The organism is Bacillus cereus group sp. Bc061 (assembly GCF_027715825.1).
GTDB lineage: Bacteria > Bacillota > Bacilli > Bacillales > Bacillaceae_G > Bacillus_A > Bacillus_A paranthracis.
Genome location: NZ_JAQFTZ010000012.1, coordinates 45,000 through 62,868 on the forward strand (window position 1 = coordinate 45,000; position 17,869 = coordinate 62,868).

A 17,869-nucleotide genomic window follows, 5' to 3' on the forward strand; every position below is an offset into this window, starting at 1 on the left:
TTATCTTTCCTCTACATAATACTTGTAAAGCCTTTCCCACCTACTACATAATACGAAAGACGCCCTTTCAAAAAGGCGTCTTTTTTACAGTTGAAAATTTACTAATAAATAAAATGAATTGTTTAATACATGAATTCCAATTGGAACGAGTAAATTGTTTGTTTTCTTATAGGTGTAGGCTAAACTTATGCCTATACCAAAAATATATAAAGTACTCCCTACTGTAAGGGGATGCCCTAAAGTAAATATGAAAGCACTTATAACGGCACTACTAAGTGTAGAGAAGCGCTGAGATAATTTCATAAAAAACATACCTCGGAATACAAGCTCTTCCCAAATCGGCGCAAAAATCGTGAGTACAACTACATATAAAATGATTTCATTTTTAGTAGGCTCTATTATTATATTAGATTCCTCCACACGAAGCCCATGTGGTAAAACTAAATTTAATACCGCAAGATATATAAGCAGTACGATCATCGTCATTATTATTGTTACATAATGTTTTGAGTTATTGAATTGTATTGATTTTAGTAAATGCACACAGTAATTTCTTGCCGGTGCATACATTACAATAATCATACAAAACGTGAAGGGTGAAATGAGATGATTTACATACCACGGATATAATGAGGAGCCATATAAAAAGTTCAAATAACCAATTCCATACATGGTCCCAAAAATAATTACGATCATACCGATTACTTCTAGCATACTCATTTGTACATTCTTTTCTTCATATGTAACTAATTCCGTGTCCACTATATCCCCTCCAGTATAATTAAACCTTTTAAACCATTATATACCAAATTAAACGTAAAAAAAGACAATACACTCAACTGTATTGTCCATTTTCTTCCCTACCATTTCTCTCTACATGTTTCAATCAAATGCAGTAAGTACCTCTTCGTCATATCTGCCCTTCTCCACCTTGAGAGCATTCGCTTTTCTTTTGGATTTTGCCGTATTCTCGCTACTTCTTTTAATAAAAGCTCCCACTCTTCCGCTGAATGTTCTAATAAGTATTGCAATCCTCTATCTTTTGAAACGATTGTTTTATAATTTAGTGTATATAAAATGCGCCCCATCGTAACGACCGCTGATTCTACCCATTCTTCTATAAAGAATAAATATGGCTGCTTCGCCTTACCACTCCAGTACTGTTCTACGTTGTATTTCATCGTATTTACTACATCATCCCACCTTATTTGGAACGAAAGGTCTTCTGCTTCTTTCCCGTTCACTGTAATACCTTGATTTTTCAATGTCCACCATGTGACTGCATTAATATCCCAATGTCCTATATTCGCCTTACCATCTGCACAATACACGTACTCATTCATTTCATCATTGTATTTTCCTAAATCAGCAAGCGGAATATACATACCATCCATTCTTTTCCCTAACGTACTACCACTAAGTTTCTTATGAAGCTCTACAAGTTGCTGTTTTTCAGCTTCATTCACGGGATCACTTATTACCGTGACAAAATCAACATCGCTCGTTTCTGCATGAAATGCACCGAGTGCGATCGATCCGTAAATATACACCCCGACTATTTTTTCATCTAAAAAAATTTCTTTCAGTCCTACTATGTACTGCTCCATCAACTGCTCTACTTCTTTCGGCAACGCATGCTTTACTACATTCTCCACATCTATCCCTCCAATAAAAAAAGCCTTTGCAAATTCGCAAAGGCTTCCTGCTTTATAAATATTTCTCGATTTCTTCGTAAACATCCTTCAAACGAGGATTTCCTTCTCCAACAATTTCTCCATTTACAAGAACGACCGGATAAAATAAATCTTCCTCCACTACGCGCTCTGCGAATGCTTTTTTCTCTTCATCTTCTTGTTCTTCTTGAAAATCAATATACTCGAAATTAAATTTATTTTCTTGTCCTTCATATTTACGACCAATCGCCGCTTGTAACCACTCAAACGTTTCTGTTGAAGATGGCATTCCAACGCAGCTCGCACAAATTACTTTCGTCCCATACACTTGCACATTAACCATTTCTTCTCCCCCACTTCTTGTTCTGACAGTATATTCAGATGTCTTATTACATAAGCACATCATTTTACAAACTTATTCCATACCCCTATACTGAAAAAACACGTTGTAAACATGATAAAAAATTTCGGCAATAAAACAAGAACAGAAAAAATAGATTTTCCCCTCTATCTTGATTATAATAAAACTGATGAAAGGAGTCGATAAAAATGGAAAACCCACATATGCAAGAACAAGTACTAGAAGTATTAGATAAATTACGTCCATTCTTACTTCGCGATGGCGGAGACGTTGAATTAGTAGACATTGAAGAAGGTATCGTAAAATTACGCCTTATGGGTGCATGTGGAAGCTGCCCAAGTTCTACAATCACACTAAAAGCTGGTATCGAACGCGCATTACTTGAAGAAGTACCAGGCGTTATCGAAGTAGAACAAGTATTTTAATCTAAAAGTGGAAGCGGCTCGTTCAGAACAGGAGGTCATTGGAGCTCCTGACGAAGAGGCGCTTTTTGCCTCACAGGAAGGCGCGAAATGGCCGACTGTTCTAGCCACCGAACATTTTAGCCGCTAGAGCTAGATATTATCTAGCGGCTCGTTCAAAGCCACTTGCTAAAAGGAGACCAAATTTGGTCTCCTTTTTTTATACAAATCACATTTATCCGTTAACATCATAAAACAAAATTGGAAATCCTTCTCAAAAAATGCGATAATTGATACTATATAGTGAATCGTTCACACATATAAAGTAAAAAACATAGGGGGACGACACATGCCAAAAATGGGGAACACTTTTTTAACAATGCAAGAACTAGAAAAGAAAAAAGAGTATTTATTAGACCTTTCATCCGTTATACCGACATGGAATGCGAGCTATCAATTTTTATTTAAAGAAATCCAGCAAGAATTATTGAGTAAAGTAAATGAAAAAATCGAACAACATCAATTCATTTTAAATATATGTGCAGATCAACAGGTAGGGGCATAATGTATTACATACAATTGTGGTATATAAAAAAGAGACCTCAATCGGTCTCTTTTTTATATTTTTAAGACAGCCAATCTAATTTTCTAATCCCAAGCTTATCAACCGGTAAACGGAGTGAGCCATAAAAATGCTTCATAAATTGCTCAGAGCGGTTCACATCGTGTAGAATGGCTTCTAAGCGATCTCTATATATGCTTTTTTGTTCTTCGTTTCCTGTTTGGTAGTACCGTTCGACTGTTTCAAAATAGTGAAGTGGGAACAGCAGTCTTGCAAATAATAGGCGCCATCCAAATGAGGATAGCGAATAATTCCGTTCATAATCTGTAACAAATTGAATGATTGTTTGCTCCCAGTCTTTCTTTTTTTCAATCATCATATAGCGGATTAATTCTGCTATATCTCGAGTCGGGTGATCATACACCCAATCAAAAGGAAGTTTGAGACGCTTCGTTTGATGCCATAATAAAGGTGTGAATCGTTCTTGGCAAATGGTTGCTGCATCCGTTAGTTGCGGTGTGTCATCCATTTCTGTATCAACAACATATTGAATGGCATTTTCCGCAACTCCTAAGTAATACGGGAAGGATTCAATAAACAATTGATCGAATACGTCTGTAGGGTGGTTCATCACTTGTGATTGCCAAAACTTTTCTAATTGATCGAGCCTTTTTTCCCATAATGCTTTCCATTCACCAATGCGGCTTAGTTGCTCAATTTCTTCTGGAAAGAATGCACCTCGTTTATGGAATATAGAAAGCTCACTTCCTAATGACATAGCATGTCGTTCTAACGCGCGCATACCTTTTAATAAGCAGTAATTTTGTTCTTCTATCTCACTTACATAGTAGCCGTGTATAGTCGGAACGAAAGTCGCTACAGTTATATCCCCTTGCTGGTTCATATAATCACTGAGCTTTTTCATCTCTACAAGTACTTCTTCCTCCATTTCTCCAATTGGAACAAGTACATAAATTTTGTTGCGAATCCAAAAGCTTTTATAGGGGCCAAGGGGGATTAATTCTTTAACATGCATATGATAATGCTCATAAATATGATGAATCATCGCAGTCGCCACCTATGGTTTTTCTTTATATATATGAGCTTGTGCTCGCCTTTCATTCCTATGCACATGATAAAGCAACGAAACGTATACAAATACTAAAAAGAAAAAAAGGTGATAAACATGAAAGAATCAAATCAACTACAAGAAAGAGCATTGCAACTATTACAAGAACGCGGTGTAACAATTGATGATATTGCTGAACTTGTTCATTTTCTTCAAAAAAAATATCATCCAAATTTAGAGATGTCAGAATGCCGTTATAACGTTGAGCGTGTATTATCAAAACGTGAAGTACAAAACGCACTGATTACAGGTATCGAACTCGATGTTCTCGCTGAAAAAGGCATGTTAAGTGAGCCGTTACAAGATATCGTAAAACGTGATGAAGGCTTATACGGAATTGATGAAGTGATCGCACTTTCTATCGTTAATGTGTACGGCTCTATCGGTTTCACAAACTTTGGATATATCGATAAATTAAAACCTGGTATTTTAGAATACTTAAATGATAAATCAACTGGAAAGGTGCATACATTCCTTGATGATATCGTTGGCGGAATCGCTGCCGCTGCTTCAAGCCGTTTAGCGCACAGAGCTGAGCATTCGGAATAATAAAATATGAAAGACCGTCAGTGTCATACTGACGGTCTTTCATATTCCATGAGCATAAATTCTCTTCCGCGGCTCAAAAAAATGGGCCCTTGCTGAAAACCTATGTTTTTATATAGCGTAATCGCTCTTGTATTAAATGTTGCTACACTAAGTCGAAACGTTTTCGGCCTAAATTCTTTAACAGCAAATGCTATGCCAACTTGAAAAAACATTTTTCCCAGCCCTTTCCCTGTTAACGCCGGCTTCATGCCAAGTCCGATATCAATTACATCTTCTCCACCATATAAATGGGCATCTCGTCCCCCTGGCACTTGTGCGTTTTCTCCAAAACAAAAATAGCCGATAAACTCCCCATTATCGTCACAACAGCCATAATACGTCCCATCTAATAATTCTTCTATTACTTCTTCTTCGCCTGAAAAACTATACAAATGATAAGGTTCTTCATACGTCCACGTATTTATCTCATTTGTTTCTTCTACCGTTAACTTATGTATATCCATCCTTCTCTCCCCTTATCAAATATTCTCTATATATTCATTCATTTTTCGTGCCTCATTTCCCTCTAATTGAAATATGCACAATTGCATACGCACGCCCACGGAACAAATGGTACAATTCATTTGAATCGCTGTTGCTACACTTCTTGATCAAAGAAAAGGCGTTAAAACGGATATTAGCGCCTTATCAAACTCAAGCAATTGGCACATTTTGTCATCTTGAAAGACACTCGAAAGAGTGTCTTTTTTTCTATACCTTACAAGGACTTACTCATTTCAAAGCATAAGCACATAAAATAATGTAACTCTTTACATGCATGAATTCTTTTCTAAAAGTTATGCAGTAGACTCAAAATAAAAAAGCACTCTTGGCTAGAGTGCTTTTTACTTTCAAATCAGGAGGTTACATATATGGATAGTACTCTCGTATTTAACTTCGGCATTGGTATTGTCATTATTTTATTTGTTTTCTTTGTTCTTTGTATGAGTGGTGTGTAGAAAGACGATTTGAGGCGTCTTTTTATACATATGTATTACTTGACTTCCGCAAAAGAAGTAACAATAATGGTTACAGAGAAACCATTCACATATCCACAAATAGGAGGAATAACAATGAAACATGTAATCGTTTATGCACACCCGAATACAGAAAGCTTCAACCATGCGATTTTAGAAACGGTAAAAAGTGAATTAGCAGAAAAAGGTCATGAAGTTCGCGTTCGTGATCTATACGAATTAAACTTCAATCCAGTATTAGGCGCTTCCGATTTCATCTCATTTTCTCAAGGAAACACACCAGCAGATATTAAAGAAGAGCAAGAGCATATCTCTTGGGCTGATACCATTACATTCATTTACCCAGTTTGGTGGGCGGGACTTCCTGCTATTTTAAAAGGATACGTTGACCGTGTATTTAGTCACGGCTTCGCTTATGCTTACGGTGAAAATGGCATCGAGAAGTTATTAAGCGGTAAAAAAGGATTATTATTATCTACAATGGGAAATACGAAAGAGGCATACCTAGCCGGCGGTATGTTTGACGCAATGAAGAAAACAGCGGATGTTGGTATTTTTGAATTTACAGGCATTGAAACAATTGAGCATACATTCTATACGAGTGTTCCTTCTGTGGATGACAGTGTGCGTAAACAATATCTTGAAGAGGTTAAAGATGTTGTGAATCGTGCATTTTAATAAAAAAACTCCGGTTTTAACAACCGGAGTTTTTCATTTCATCATTAATTTCGGAATATATCTTTGAAGAATGCTTTCTAATTCATTCATATCTCCCTGTCTAATAAGTAAATTCACATTGTCATTCATTTTTTCTCGCCCGCGATATAAAAATATATTCTCTTTTGGATTTTCCCATGTTGATGTTTTATAGCCCTGCAATTCTTCGTATGAATAAAAGTTTAATCCGTCTACTACACCTTTTTCATATATTTGTACACTTTTAATAAGATGGATGGCTATTAAAGTCATAAAACAACTTGCTACAGTATAACTCCCCGACTGAACAAGAAACTGTTCAACTGTATGAATATCTCCACTTACATACTGAGCATATATATACATACATTGTCCAATGAAATACGTTGGTCCAAGTAATGCAATCCAACGTCTCTTCACTCTTGGATATGTTGCAATAAGTTTTCCCGCACTTTTCTTCATTTCATTTATTTTATATATCTTCCATAGAACAAAAAATAAAACACATAATGTAAAAACAAACATAATACATGACATCCAGTACACTCTGATTTCCTCCCCACAATATCATTACATATAAATTTTACATTTTATATAACAATAGCACATATGCAATTATGCATAAAAAAACAGGTAACCTATTCCGGTTACCTGCATTTCATTACATCTTCTCAATCCACTCCGTCAAGTTATGCACAACTTGCGTCGGTTGAACTTCGTATTCTGTTAACTTCTCCACAGTTGTGACTCCAGTGTGGACAAGAAGCGTATGCATACCAGCATTGATTCCTGCTAAAATGTCTGTATCGTAGTTATCCCCAACCATTAAGGCTTCATTCTTTTCTATGCCAAGCACTTTTAAAGCTTGTTCCATAATGATTGATTCTGGTTTTCCGATAAAGATTGGATCCACACCTGTTGATACTGCTACAACTGATGTTAATGAACCGTTACCTGGTAATAACCCGCGCTCAGTCGGAATGGCAATGTCTCCATTTGTAGAAATAAACGTTGCGCCGTTACGTACAGCAAGACAAGCTTTTGCTAATTTTTCATATGTGATGTCACGATCTAAACCAACAACAACGAAATCAGGATTTTCATCTACAAGTTCAAATCCTTTTTCCACAAGCGCATCATGTAAGCCTTCTTCACCAATCATATATACAGTTGCGTCTTGTTTACGTTCGTAAATGAAGTTTGCTGTTGCCATACTCGTTGTGAATACTTGCTCTGCTTTCGCTGGAATATCGAAACGAACAAGTTTTTCTGCCACTTGTTCTGGTTTACGAGTTGAGTTATTCGTAACGAATAAATATGGAATGCCGCGCTCTCCTAATGCTTTTACGAAGTCGCTCGCTTCTTCAATTTGTTCTTCTCCGCGATACATTGTACCGTCTAAGTCAATTAAGTAACCTTTATACATCGATTATGTCTCTCCTTCTATGCTAACGTTCTCACCTTATCATACCACTCTTATATTACCCGCTTTTCCAAAAGAAAAAAACGCTTTACCTTAAAGCGCCCCATAACGTTCATTTTTTCTCTTTTATTTGGTAAGAACAACTACAATCGCCCTCGCACATGTTTGCTAGCGTTTTTACATCTGCGTTCGCAAATAAACGATTATACATCTCTTTTTCATCTTCACACACTTGCGGGAATCTCTCAGCGATTTCCTTTAACGGACAGTTTTGTTTTTCAATTACGAAAGAGTTCTCTCCGTCTCTCTTAATTTGAACCATATAACCATTTTTCTCTTGCATAGCTGCTATCTCTTGCACTTTATATGCTAAATTCTTTTGATTACTCACGCGCTTTTGTAACTGTTCTTCCATTCGCTTCGTTCTCTCTTTTAAAACGTAACGAAGTATTTTTTCATCGCCCATTCGCGCTAAATCTTCTAGCATATCAATCGCAAATTGCTTATACTCTTTCGGGAATGTATCTTCTCCCTTTTCGCTTAATCCATACAAATAAGTTGGTCTTCCGACATGTTGCCTTACCATCTTGGAATAGATGAAACCATCTTTCTCAAGATTACTTAAATGTCTTCGAATCGCCATTTCTGTAATCTCTAAAACTTCAGCTAGTTCCGCTACGGTGTGCTCTCCCTTTACTTTCAACAACTGCACAATTTCATCTTTCGTCGTACGTGCTTCCCCCATGCTTCACCCTTCTCCCTCACATACAATATAAGACCCCCAAAAGGCATTCTCTGGGGATCTTATAAGCATAATTATTCTGGTACAAATGCAGATACAGGTCCTAATTCCTTTTCTAAATAATTGCGAATATTTGCTGGGTATTTCCCTACCACCGCAATATGTTTTTGAATCGTCTTATATAATTCATCATGATTCATTTGAATATAATCTTGCGTAAGCATTTTTCGAAGAAGAATCACTTCTTTCATTCCTTGTCCTTCTTCTGCACTTATCACTCGCTCGTCCATTAAAATATCGATAATATCTTCATAACTTCCTGGATCGCGCATAATAAATCCATCAATCATCGCATTACCTACATCTAATACAGAATCAATCATTAGATGCGCTATGCGTTCTAATGCGTAAAATTCAAACTCGGTTTCATATATCTTTTTCTCTTGAAATGTACTTGTTGCTCGTTCTAAACATACTAGCATTTGTTCTATTTTCTTTCTGTCTACAAAATACATGAATGTCACCTACCTGGAAATTAAAGCATTTACATTTTAATTGTAACGCTTTCTTCTGAAAAAATCGACAATTTTTCGAATTCACCTTTTCCCCGTAATTTGTTATAGTTATATTTGTATGATTTTTGAAATTGGAGGAATGGAATCTTGGAACGTGAACTCGCACTAGAAATTGTCCGTGTAACAGAAGCAGCAGCATTAGCATCCGCACAGTGGATGGGCCGCGGAAAGAAAAATGAAGCAGATGATGCAGCAACTACAGCAATGCGTGATATGTTCGATTCAGTAAACATGGCAGGTACAGTTGTAATTGGTGAAGGAGAACTTGATGAAGCACCGATGTTATATATTGGTGAAGAACTAGGAACAGGTAACGGTCCAGAAGTAGATATCGCCGTTGACCCATTAGAAGGTACAAACATCGTTGCAAAAGGTCTTGCAAATGCAATGGCAGTTATCGCAATCGCAGATAAAGGAAACCTTCTTCATGCTCCTGATATGTACATGGAAAAAATCGCGGTTGGTCCAAAAGCAGCTGGTAAAATTAGCTTAGATGATCCAATTGAAAAAACAATTGAAATTGTAGCGGAAGCTAACAATAAAAAGATTCGCGATCTAACAGTTATCGTTCAAGAACGTGAACGTCATCAAGATATTATCGATCGTGTTCGTGCAAAAGGTGCACGCGTAAAATTATTTGGTGACGGTGATGTTGGTGCGTCAATCGCAACAGCACTACCTGGAACTGGTATCGACTTATTCGTAGGTATTGGCGGAGCTCCAGAAGGCGTTATTTCTGCAGCAGCATTAAAATGCCTTGAAGGTGAAATGCAAGCTCGCTTAGTTCCAATGAACGAAGAAGAAGAAGCTCGTTGTCGTGAAATGGGATTAGAAGACCCTCGTCAACTTCTAATGCTAGAAGACTTAGTGTCTGGTGATGATGCAATCTTCTCAGCAACTGGTGTATCTGCTGGTGAGTTATTAGACGGCGTGAAATTCCTAGGCGGAGATTTAGCTGAAACATACTCTATCGTAATGCGTTACAAAACAAGAACGGTACGATTCATTAAAACGCATCACCATTTAGATCATAAGCCACACTTAAACTTAGATATTTAATAAAAGGAGCCATGTGTATGGAAGAACGTTTCTTTCTGTACGACGACACTGTCGCTACAAAAACTCGTTTCGTTAGCTTTATGGGAGAAAATGAGCGTCATGATTTAGCGCTACTATACTCCGATCGTCATTACGGTAAAACAATTGTCCTTGATATGCAGCGTAATAAATTTGCAATCATCGGCGCCGACGATTTAAACGAACCAGGCTACTTAGAGCACGCATTTTCTATGACTGAAGAAATTGCAGAAGAACTACGCTCATTTTTATTTGAACTTATATAATTTATCTTAGGCACCAGCTTTTTAGCTGGTGTTTTTTCACTTTAATTATTTTGAATTTTCAATTATCCGTGTTATAATGAAAAATAAATCTATTTGGATAGAAAGGACGTTATCTACGTATGCCAACATTTACTTTGTAATGGACCAGCAATTGGATAGCATTACTCTCAAAAAAGCACCGTGCTTTTTCAAGGGAGTAGTCTGCCCATTCCCATTACAAAGGAGCGTAACTCATCTGTAGTATGATGTTTACGGAGGTTCCTCTTTGGGGAACCTCCTTTTATTTTTGTCTTTTCCTCATGTCTTCATACTACAAGACATCCAAATAGCTGTATTACGTTTCTTTGCCACTACGATAAGAGGTGAAGGAAAATGCAGAAAGTACAACTTTCTTGGAGTTTATATGAAAACGAGCAAAACACAATCGAAAAGTATTGTAAAAATTGCAGACGCACTACCCTATTTACCGACACAAATATTCGTAGGCATAACGCCAACGGAAAAAATATATATCGTTTTGCTATTTATAAATGCCCGAAAGATCATACGTGGAATCAAAAACTTCGTATTTATAAATCATTTACTGATCATGTGGAAACAGTCGATATGCCTCAGCAAGATCAAACGGAAACAACTACTACCATTTCCATTACACAGCATAAAGAAAGTGGCATAGCCGAAATCACAATTGTATTAGACCTCGTTTTCGGTTCCCACCGGATGGATAAAGCTTTATCCACATATATTTCCGACTGGAGCCGTACACGCATTGTGGATAAAATTAAAAACGGGGATATTCAATTGAACGGACAACAAATGAAACCAAATACAATACTTTCTGAAGGCGATCGTATCTCGATTTGTTTATAAATGAGAATATACAAAAAATCCTCTTACAATTGTAAGAGGATTTTTTTATTTCTTCACTTTTCGTAATACGAAGTGTGCACAACCAAAGTTACAGTACTCGTATAAATACTCCGATAACGTACTAATTTTCGTATCATATGTCGCACGCTGGTTACTATCATCAAAGAATCCGCGCAATCTAAGTTGCTCATAACCCCAGTCCCCAACGATGTAATCATATTTATTTAAAATTTCTGCATAGCGCTCTTTAAATGCTTCTTCACTAAAACCGTCACGAAAGTTTTTAATTACTTCGTACTGCACATTATTAATGCTCACCGTAGCATGAATCTCCTGCTTTTGCTCCATCATTAACTTCCTCTCTAAGCATTCTTCTTTTTATCGTATCACAAAGCATACCAACCAACAATTTCAAATACAAAAAATTGAAAATTAGTGCATGCTATGGAGAAGGAGGTGATACATCGTGAAAAAACAAATTATACTTTCTCTCCTCACTCTTTCCTTATTTGCAGGCTGCCAACCAACGAATAAAGCCGAAATGGAACGTGAAGAAGGAAGTCGTGTTCTTGTTTCCAACAAAAACGACATGTATCATACGGAAAATACAAATACACGATTAACGAGAGTCGGCTATTCATCTAAACAAAAGCATGAAGTATCTAATAAACAAGTAGGAGCCATTAACCGTGAGAAAGTTGCTGAAATGATTACAAGCATGACAGTCAAACTTCCTGACGTTACAAACGCTGCTACGCTCGTTACAGACGATGAAGTATTTGTTGTATACCGTGCAAACACAACGGATCCGAAACTCGTAGCGGATCAAGTATATAGAGCTGCTTTGTCCATCGTCCCTCGCTATTATAAAGCATATGTATCAACAGACCAAAAGTTGATTTCTCAAATTCAAGGGCTTCAATCTGGCGCATTAAATGATACAGAATATACGCAAAGCCTCGATATGTTAAAACGTGAAATGAGTAAAAATCCTCATTTGAACAATACAGGGGATCAGACTTTAAATGATATGATAAAAAAATAAAGAAGGTGGAGAAAAACTCCATCTTCTTTATTTTTTACTATTTCTTACGATTTGCGTAAACCTCCATCGCATCACACATAAACTGCGCTAAACCTTCGCCAAACTTATCGATATTTTTCGTAAAGCGCTCATCAGCGACGTACATTTGACCGAGTCCTTTAAAAGCATCTAATGAATATTCACCGAAGTTTTGCAAGTAATCGTACCATACTCCAATTGCTTCTTGTGCCTCTTTAGAATCTGGTTCTCCGTGTCTAAGCGCCGCTAAGTTTCTGTAAATCGTATTAAACTCTTCTTGGTTTTCTTTAGACATACCTTTCGCATATTCATTCGCTTTATCTACAGCTCTGTCTCCCCATCTTTCACGCGCTTCTTCTTCGTACGGATTATGGCTGAAATCGAAGCCTTCAAATTTCTCTTTATTCGTCATTTCAATCTCTCCTTTTGTATGCTGAATTGTTTTATCAATCGTCGCAATCACTTTATCTAACCTAGCCCGCTTTTCAAGAAGCATTTTCTTATGAAGCTGCAATGCTTCTTCCCGGTCAAATGATGGACTCATGATAATTTCTTTAATTTTTTTCAAAGGGAAGCCTAGTTCTTTAAAAAATAAAATTTGCTGCAGCGTCTCTAAATTTTCATTGGAATACAGACGATATCCAGACTCTGTCGTCTCATCTGGGGTTAACAACCCAATTTCATCGTAATGATGCAGTGTGCGCACACTAATTCCAACTAAATTAGCTACTTCTTTTACCTTCATTGCCATGTGTATCTCCCCCTTAATACATACGATAAAGTATGACGCAACGTTAGAGTCAATAAGTAAATTCATTTTCTTTATAAAATATTTCATGCATAATAGATATGTACATATATTAGAAAGCGGTGAAAATATGGTTTCAAATACTGTAATTGCCAGCATCATCTTTCAACTCATTGTCTCGATTCTGGTCCCAATTATTGTACTCGTTTATTTCCGTAAAAAATATAATATAAATTGGAAAGTGGTCGGCGTTGGTGTTCTTATCTTTATCGGATTTACCCAAATTCTCGAAACACCATTCCACCTATTTATGCGCGGTAATCCAGCAATCGCTCCAATTTTAGAAAATCCATTTGTTTTCGCACTTTATGGCGGACTAACTGCTGGTATATTTGAAGAATTAGGACGCTTCGTTGCCTTCTTCTTCCTACTAAAAAAATATCAAGAATATAAAGATGGCTTCGCTTACGGAATCGGTCACGGCGGAATTGAATCCATTTTAGTTGGCGGATTCTCTGCATTCCAAGCACTTATATTTGCGAATTCAATTAACAACGGTAGCTTCGCCCAGATGGTCGAAAAAATGCCAGAACTAAGCCGCCTACAAGACATGTTAATTCAGCAACCTGCCTACTTATACTTCCTTGGCAGCTTAGAAAGAATTATGGCACTCGTGCTGCAAATCGCCTTTACAATGCTTGTTTTATACGCAGTAAAACAGAAGAAGTATATCTTCCTTGTGTACGCTATACTATTCCACGCACTTGTAGACTTCTTCGCGGCACTTTACCAAACGAAAACAATTAACATCTTTGTTGCAGAAGGAATCACCCTTCTCTTTACAATTGGCGCTATCATTCTTATTCGTAAAATGAAAGAGAAATTAATGAGTGTGCCAAAGTAAAAATAACCCGCCTGTTGGTGGGTTATTTTTTATAAAGATTATCATAGCGATGATAACTTTTACCGCTTTGTAGCTCCTTCTTTGTTTCTGCATCTATAACGATGTACTTGTGTAACTCTTCTACTTCATTTTGAGAAAAGGAAGCGAAAAAATAAACTTGGCGATCAGGGTGAATAAAAGAATCTTGAAGCACTACTTCACCCCGACAACCCGCGGCTGTTTTTTGTAAAAAGGAATATTCTTCGTCGGGTACTTCTTTAAATAAAATCTTTTTTCGAACACTATACGCTGCATTATTGTATTCTTTATACATTTTCTTATCTAACTGTTCGTAAAACACATCTTCGCTCACAAATGGCTTATTTCGATTACTTGGATAATCTAACTTTTGATTGGATTGTGCATATGTTGTGGACAGTTGTGAGAGAAAACAAATCACAAATACAATACATAGCATTTTTTTCATCATTGCACCTCGATTTTCTATTATCCACATTACTTTTCCACATGATCAGATCATTATGTCCTTTCCAATAAAAAGGAATATTTTCCACATTTGTCGAAGTATATAGCGTCAACTTGAAAGATGGGGATGAATTATGAAGAAAATCATTGTAATACGACATTGTTCAGCAACTGGCCAAGAACGTGATGCCGAATTAACGACCGATGGAAAAAAACAAGCAAACACCCTTGCTACATTCCTTTTAGAAAACCAACTACAAATAGACCATATTATTTCAAGCCCATTTGTGCGAGCTATCGATTCTATTCGGCCCTATGCACTCCAAGCTAATTTGTCTATCCAAGAAGATGAACGATTAGCTGAACGCATATTAAGCGACGTTTCAATGGACGATTGGATGCAAAAACTAGAATCTACTTTTACAAATATAGATATTGCCTTTTCAGGCGGAGAGTCAACAAAACAAGCAACGGACCGTGCTATATCACTTATCGAAGACGTTTTAAAATTAAACCATACTACAATATTACTCGTTACACATGGAAACTTACTTACTCTCATTTTAAAGCACTTTGATCATACGATCGGCTTTCATGAATGGAGAACTTTAACGAATCCTGATATGTATGAAATTACAATTGATGAACAATGTAGCCTAAAACGATTATGGAAAGCACCGTCCAAGTAATATCTCTTTCCAACACATTCAGTTGACGCCACGAGAAGAAACTGTACCAATAATAGAAAGGGGTATCACTCCATATGTACGAAGATGTACTTGCTTTACTACATAAAACAAATGTTTCTTATGAAAAATTCGAACACGAACCGGTACTCGATTATGAGACAGATCGGATTGTACGCGAGAGGCTTGGCTTACAAGGTACTCCAAGTAAAAGCTTATTTTTAAAATCAAAGGCTGGAGATTATTACGTACTTTTCACGTTAGAGGGCACAAGGCTTAACCGCGGAGAGATGAAAGAACTAACAGGAGAACGCTTATCTCTCTGTTCCGCTGATGAACTGCGAGACAAAACTGGTTGTACGCCAGGATGTGTAGCTCCTTTCGGGTATGCACACGATGTAACAATTATTGTGGATAACGCTATTTATACGTACGATAAAATTTTAATTACACCTGGTGTACCTGAATTTACAATTGAATTATCCACAGAAGAATTAAAAAAGATTTTATTAACATGCCCAAATACTGTTTTGGAGTACAAACAAAAAGAGAGCTAATCATTAGCTCCCTTTTTTCATTATTTTGCTTCTGCTGTGTTTTCTTTTGCAGAACGAACTTGCTCGTCCGCATGGTAAGAAGAACGCACAAGTGGGCCAGCTTCACAGTGGCTAAAGCCTTTGCTAAGTGCAATTTCTTTTAGCTCTGCAAATTCCGCTGGTGGGTAATATTTAAGAACTGGTAAATGCTTCTTAGATGGTTGTAGGTATTGTCCAAGAGTTAAAATATCCACATTGTTTGCACGTAAGTCATCCATTGCTTCAATTAAATCTTCTCTCGTTTCCCCTAAGCCCACCATAATGCTCGATTTAGTTGGAATATCAGGCTGCATTTCTTTTGCTCGACGTAAAAACTCTAATGAACGATCATATTTTGCTCTAGCGCGAACTCGGTCAGATAATCGACGTACTGTTTCAATGTTATGGTTTAAAATATCTGGTTTTGCATCCATTAACATTTTTAAGTTTTCTTCTACTCCACCCATATCAGATGGTAATACTTCGATTGACGTAAATGGATTTTTACGACGTACAGCGCGTACTGTTTCAGCAAAAACAGCTGCTCCACCATCTTTTAAATCATCACGTGCAACCGCTGTTATAACAACGTGCTTTAAGCCCATTTGTACTACAGAATCTGCTACGCGTTCTGGCTCTTGTAAATCAAGCTCAGTTGGTAATCCTGTTTTAACCGCACAAAAACGACAAGCACGTGTACAAACCGCACCTAAAATCATAAATGTTGCTGTTTTTCTTACAGCCCAGCATTCATGAATATTCGGACATTTTGCTTCCTCACAAACTGTATGAAGATTTTTAGAACGCATCATTTTCTTTAAGCCTGTATAGTTTTCATTCGTGTTTAACTTAATTTTCAACCATTCGGGCTTGCGCTTATATTCTGTTTGTTTTGTCATGGTTATCAACTCCGCACAATATGAAATAGTTTACCGTGTTCGCTTCTTTCAATGTAACATATCTATTCTAACGTATGAAAGCGATTTGCTCAAATGAAGATTCTAAGATTTTTTCCAATCGTTCCCTATAATGAAATACTCCGTATATCCCACACTAAAAAGAGTGATGATGTGAAAGGAGTCTATTTCATGCTTCGAAAAATTTCTCTTTTGCTTTCGATTTGCTTTCTTCTCCACCAAAACATCGCTTACGGTGAAGATAATCAGCAAAGCATATACGAAAAGCGCATGGCACTATATAAAGAAACCGAGCAATCTTCAGGCATTCCGTGGTATTACTTAGCTGCAATGGATCAATACGAAAGAAATATACGGAGCGTAAGAAAAGATATTCCGAAAAAACCAGATGCCATCATTTCCCTTTATTTCAAACCAGAAATATGGGCTGGACCTGTTAATGGTAACGACACTCTCCCCCACACAATTGCTCTATTTGGCGGGTTAGGTTTAGATGGTGACAAAGATGGATTTGCAAATGCAAATAACGACCGTGATCTTTTGCATACAGCAGCAACGATTTTAAAGAAACAAGGAACGTCAGAAGAACGTATTAAAATCATGCTCTGGGAATATTATAGACGTGCAAAAACAGTTGATTTAATTACCGAATACGCCCAAATTTATAAACATTACGGACGTATTAATTTAGAAGGAAATGCGTTCCCTCTTCCGATTCGCAGTGACCATAGCTACCGTAGTACTTTTGGCGCTGGAAGAAGTTTTGGGGGAAGAAGGGTTCATGAAGGAACCGATATATTCGCAGGCTATGGCGTACCAGTAAGATCCACTTGCTATGGCATTATTGAAACAAAAGGCTGGAACCGCCTTGGCGGATGGCGCATCGGTATTCGTGACCTTCATAACAATTATCATTATTACGCTCACTTAGGCGGGTTCTCAAAAGAGATACAGCTTGGACAAATTGTCGAACCCGGAAAAGTAATCGGATTTGTTGGTAGCACCGGTTACGGTCCTCCCGGCACAGCTGGAAAATTCCCGCCTCACCTACATTTCGGCATGTATAAAGACAATGGTTATACAGAATGGGCTTTCGACCCCTACATGCACTTAAGTCTTTGGGAGCGAAAAGAACGCGCAAATACAAAACGATAACCGTAGCACATTGCTA

The 17,869-nt window shown here is 37.2% G+C and carries 25 protein-coding genes; 12 read left to right on the top strand and 13 right to left on the bottom strand.

The genetic code is table 11. From position 1 onward, the window contains the following. Nucleotides 1–84: 84 nt before the first annotated feature. The 3 genes from PDQ40_RS24690 to PDQ40_RS24700 form a co-directional block, all read right to left on the bottom strand. Nucleotides 85–762, bottom strand: coding sequence for a CPBP family intramembrane glutamic endopeptidase (locus PDQ40_RS24690; protein ID WP_270691713.1), 678 nt, complete (start codon nucleotides 760–762; stop codon nucleotides 85–87). A 98-nt stretch (nucleotides 763–860) separates the two neighbouring features. Then, nucleotides 861–1,655, bottom strand: a complete 795-nt coding sequence (locus PDQ40_RS24695; protein WP_002170368.1) for a nucleotidyltransferase domain-containing protein — start codon at nucleotides 1,653–1,655, stop codon at nucleotides 861–863. 52 nt (nucleotides 1,656–1,707) lie between these two features. Then, the gene (locus tag PDQ40_RS24700; protein ID WP_000248594.1) at nucleotides 1,708–2,016 is read right to left on the bottom strand and encodes a DUF1462 family protein; all 309 of its coding nucleotides are present in this window, start codon (nucleotides 2,014–2,016) and stop codon (nucleotides 1,708–1,710) included. 206 nt (nucleotides 2,017–2,222) lie between these two features. On the opposite strand from PDQ40_RS24700, the gene PDQ40_RS24705 reads away from it, so the two are divergent. Continuing rightward, nucleotides 2,223–2,459 carry a NifU family protein gene (locus PDQ40_RS24705; protein ID WP_000431159.1) on the top strand — a complete coding sequence of 79 codons (237 nt, stop codon included), beginning with the start codon at nucleotides 2,223–2,225 and terminating at the stop codon, nucleotides 2,457–2,459. 325 nt (nucleotides 2,460–2,784) lie between these two features. Next, a complete protein-coding gene (locus PDQ40_RS24710; RefSeq protein WP_001125501.1) occupies nucleotides 2,785–3,000 on the top strand; it encodes a hypothetical protein in 216 nt (71 codons plus the stop codon). 61 nt (nucleotides 3,001–3,061) lie between these two features. Here PDQ40_RS24710 and yutH read toward each other — a convergent pair whose 3' ends face one another. After that, nucleotides 3,062–4,063, bottom strand: coding sequence for a spore coat putative kinase YutH (gene yutH / locus PDQ40_RS24715; protein ID WP_073541778.1), 1,002 nt, complete (start codon nucleotides 4,061–4,063; stop codon nucleotides 3,062–3,064). A gap of 120 nt (nucleotides 4,064–4,183) precedes the next feature. Between yutH and PDQ40_RS24720 the strand changes: the two genes are divergently transcribed. After that, nucleotides 4,184–4,675: a phosphatidylglycerophosphatase A family protein gene (locus tag PDQ40_RS24720; protein WP_000665103.1), complete on the top strand. Its 492-nt coding sequence runs from the start codon at nucleotides 4,184–4,186 to the stop codon at nucleotides 4,673–4,675. A 23-nt stretch (nucleotides 4,676–4,698) separates the two neighbouring features. Here PDQ40_RS24720 and PDQ40_RS24725 read toward each other — a convergent pair whose 3' ends face one another. After that, the gene (locus PDQ40_RS24725; protein WP_270691714.1) at nucleotides 4,699–5,178 is read right to left on the bottom strand and encodes a GNAT family N-acetyltransferase; all 480 of its coding nucleotides are present in this window, start codon (nucleotides 5,176–5,178) and stop codon (nucleotides 4,699–4,701) included. Nucleotides 5,179–5,787: 609 nt separating this feature from the next. On the opposite strand from PDQ40_RS24725, the gene PDQ40_RS24730 reads away from it, so the two are divergent. Next, complete coding sequence (locus PDQ40_RS24730) at nucleotides 5,788–6,369, top strand: NAD(P)H-dependent oxidoreductase (protein ID WP_000683415.1); 582 nt, start codon at nucleotides 5,788–5,790, stop codon at nucleotides 6,367–6,369. A gap of 33 nt (nucleotides 6,370–6,402) precedes the next feature. Here PDQ40_RS24730 and PDQ40_RS24735 read toward each other — a convergent pair whose 3' ends face one another. The 4 genes from PDQ40_RS24735 to PDQ40_RS24750 all read right to left on the bottom strand — a co-directional run bounded on the left by PDQ40_RS24735 (nucleotide 6,403) and on the right by PDQ40_RS24750 (nucleotide 9,067). Next, nucleotides 6,403–6,933, bottom strand: a complete 531-nt coding sequence (locus PDQ40_RS24735; RefSeq protein ID WP_000289902.1) for a hypothetical protein — start codon at nucleotides 6,931–6,933, stop codon at nucleotides 6,403–6,405. 115 nt (nucleotides 6,934–7,048) lie between these two features. Next, complete coding sequence (locus PDQ40_RS24740) at nucleotides 7,049–7,813, bottom strand: TIGR01457 family HAD-type hydrolase (protein ID WP_000276467.1); 765 nt, start codon at nucleotides 7,811–7,813, stop codon at nucleotides 7,049–7,051. 109 nt (nucleotides 7,814–7,922) lie between these two features. After that, entirely contained in the window at nucleotides 7,923–8,555 is a 633-nt protein-coding gene (locus tag PDQ40_RS24745; protein ID WP_000503356.1) for a helix-turn-helix transcriptional regulator, read from the bottom strand. 71 nt (nucleotides 8,556–8,626) lie between these two features. After that, nucleotides 8,627–9,067, bottom strand: coding sequence for a DUF86 domain-containing protein (locus tag PDQ40_RS24750; RefSeq protein WP_000274013.1), 441 nt, complete (start codon nucleotides 9,065–9,067; stop codon nucleotides 8,627–8,629). Between the two features lie 147 nt (nucleotides 9,068–9,214). Between PDQ40_RS24750 and glpX the strand changes: the two genes are divergently transcribed. The 3 genes from glpX (at nucleotide 9,215) to PDQ40_RS24765 (ending at nucleotide 11,340) form a co-directional block, all read left to right on the top strand. After that, entirely contained in the window at nucleotides 9,215–10,186 is a 972-nt protein-coding gene (gene glpX, locus PDQ40_RS24755) for a class II fructose-bisphosphatase (protein ID WP_000439091.1), read from the top strand. Nucleotides 10,187–10,203: 17 nt separating this feature from the next. Next, nucleotides 10,204–10,470, top strand: a complete 267-nt coding sequence (locus PDQ40_RS24760; RefSeq protein WP_000392606.1) for a DUF3055 domain-containing protein — start codon at nucleotides 10,204–10,206, stop codon at nucleotides 10,468–10,470. 372 nt (nucleotides 10,471–10,842) lie between these two features. Continuing rightward, nucleotides 10,843–11,340 carry a hypothetical protein gene (locus tag PDQ40_RS24765; RefSeq protein ID WP_001174569.1) on the top strand — a complete coding sequence of 166 codons (498 nt, stop codon included), beginning with the start codon at nucleotides 10,843–10,845 and terminating at the stop codon, nucleotides 11,338–11,340. 45 nt (nucleotides 11,341–11,385) lie between these two features. On the opposite strand, the gene PDQ40_RS24770 is transcribed toward PDQ40_RS24765, so the two are convergent. Then, on the bottom strand, nucleotides 11,386–11,688 hold the full coding sequence (locus tag PDQ40_RS24770; protein ID WP_000435941.1) for a YutD family protein: 303 nt from the start codon (nucleotides 11,686–11,688) through the stop codon (nucleotides 11,386–11,388). Between the two features lie 118 nt (nucleotides 11,689–11,806). On the opposite strand from PDQ40_RS24770, the gene PDQ40_RS24775 reads away from it, so the two are divergent. After that, the gene (locus PDQ40_RS24775) at nucleotides 11,807–12,385 is read left to right on the top strand and encodes a YhcN/YlaJ family sporulation lipoprotein (protein WP_000744032.1); all 579 of its coding nucleotides are present in this window, start codon (nucleotides 11,807–11,809) and stop codon (nucleotides 12,383–12,385) included. Nucleotides 12,386–12,422: 37 nt separating this feature from the next. Here PDQ40_RS24775 and PDQ40_RS24780 read toward each other — a convergent pair whose 3' ends face one another. After that, on the bottom strand, nucleotides 12,423–13,154 hold the full coding sequence (locus PDQ40_RS24780; protein ID WP_001241003.1) for a MerR family transcriptional regulator: 732 nt from the start codon (nucleotides 13,152–13,154) through the stop codon (nucleotides 12,423–12,425). An 85-nt stretch (nucleotides 13,155–13,239) separates the two neighbouring features. On the opposite strand from PDQ40_RS24780, the gene PDQ40_RS24785 reads away from it, so the two are divergent. After that, entirely contained in the window at nucleotides 13,240–14,055 is an 816-nt protein-coding gene (locus PDQ40_RS24785; RefSeq protein WP_002163480.1) for a YhfC family intramembrane metalloprotease, read from the top strand. Nucleotides 14,056–14,077: 22 nt separating this feature from the next. Here the strand turns inward: PDQ40_RS24785 and PDQ40_RS24790 are convergent, their stop codons facing one another. After that, a complete protein-coding gene (locus PDQ40_RS24790) occupies nucleotides 14,078–14,551 on the bottom strand; it encodes a hypothetical protein (protein WP_000264801.1) in 474 nt (157 codons plus the stop codon). A 103-nt stretch (nucleotides 14,552–14,654) separates the two neighbouring features. Between PDQ40_RS24790 and PDQ40_RS24795 the strand changes: the two genes are divergently transcribed. Continuing rightward, entirely contained in the window at nucleotides 14,655–15,209 is a 555-nt protein-coding gene (locus tag PDQ40_RS24795) for a histidine phosphatase family protein (protein WP_000721036.1), read from the top strand. A 74-nt stretch (nucleotides 15,210–15,283) separates the two neighbouring features. Beyond that, nucleotides 15,284–15,763: a YbaK/EbsC family protein gene (locus PDQ40_RS24800; protein ID WP_098946421.1), complete on the top strand. Its 480-nt coding sequence runs from the start codon at nucleotides 15,284–15,286 to the stop codon at nucleotides 15,761–15,763. Between the two features lie 20 nt (nucleotides 15,764–15,783). Here the strand turns inward: PDQ40_RS24800 and lipA are convergent, their stop codons facing one another. Beyond that, nucleotides 15,784–16,680 carry a lipoyl synthase gene (lipA, locus tag PDQ40_RS24805; RefSeq protein WP_000166370.1) on the bottom strand — a complete coding sequence of 299 codons (897 nt, stop codon included), beginning with the start codon at nucleotides 16,678–16,680 and terminating at the stop codon, nucleotides 15,784–15,786. Nucleotides 16,681–16,869: 189 nt separating this feature from the next. Between lipA and PDQ40_RS24810 the strand changes: the two genes are divergently transcribed. Next, nucleotides 16,870–17,853, top strand: a complete 984-nt coding sequence (locus PDQ40_RS24810) for a M23 family metallopeptidase (RefSeq protein WP_000944673.1) — start codon at nucleotides 16,870–16,872, stop codon at nucleotides 17,851–17,853. Nucleotides 17,854–17,869 lie beyond the last annotated feature (16 nt).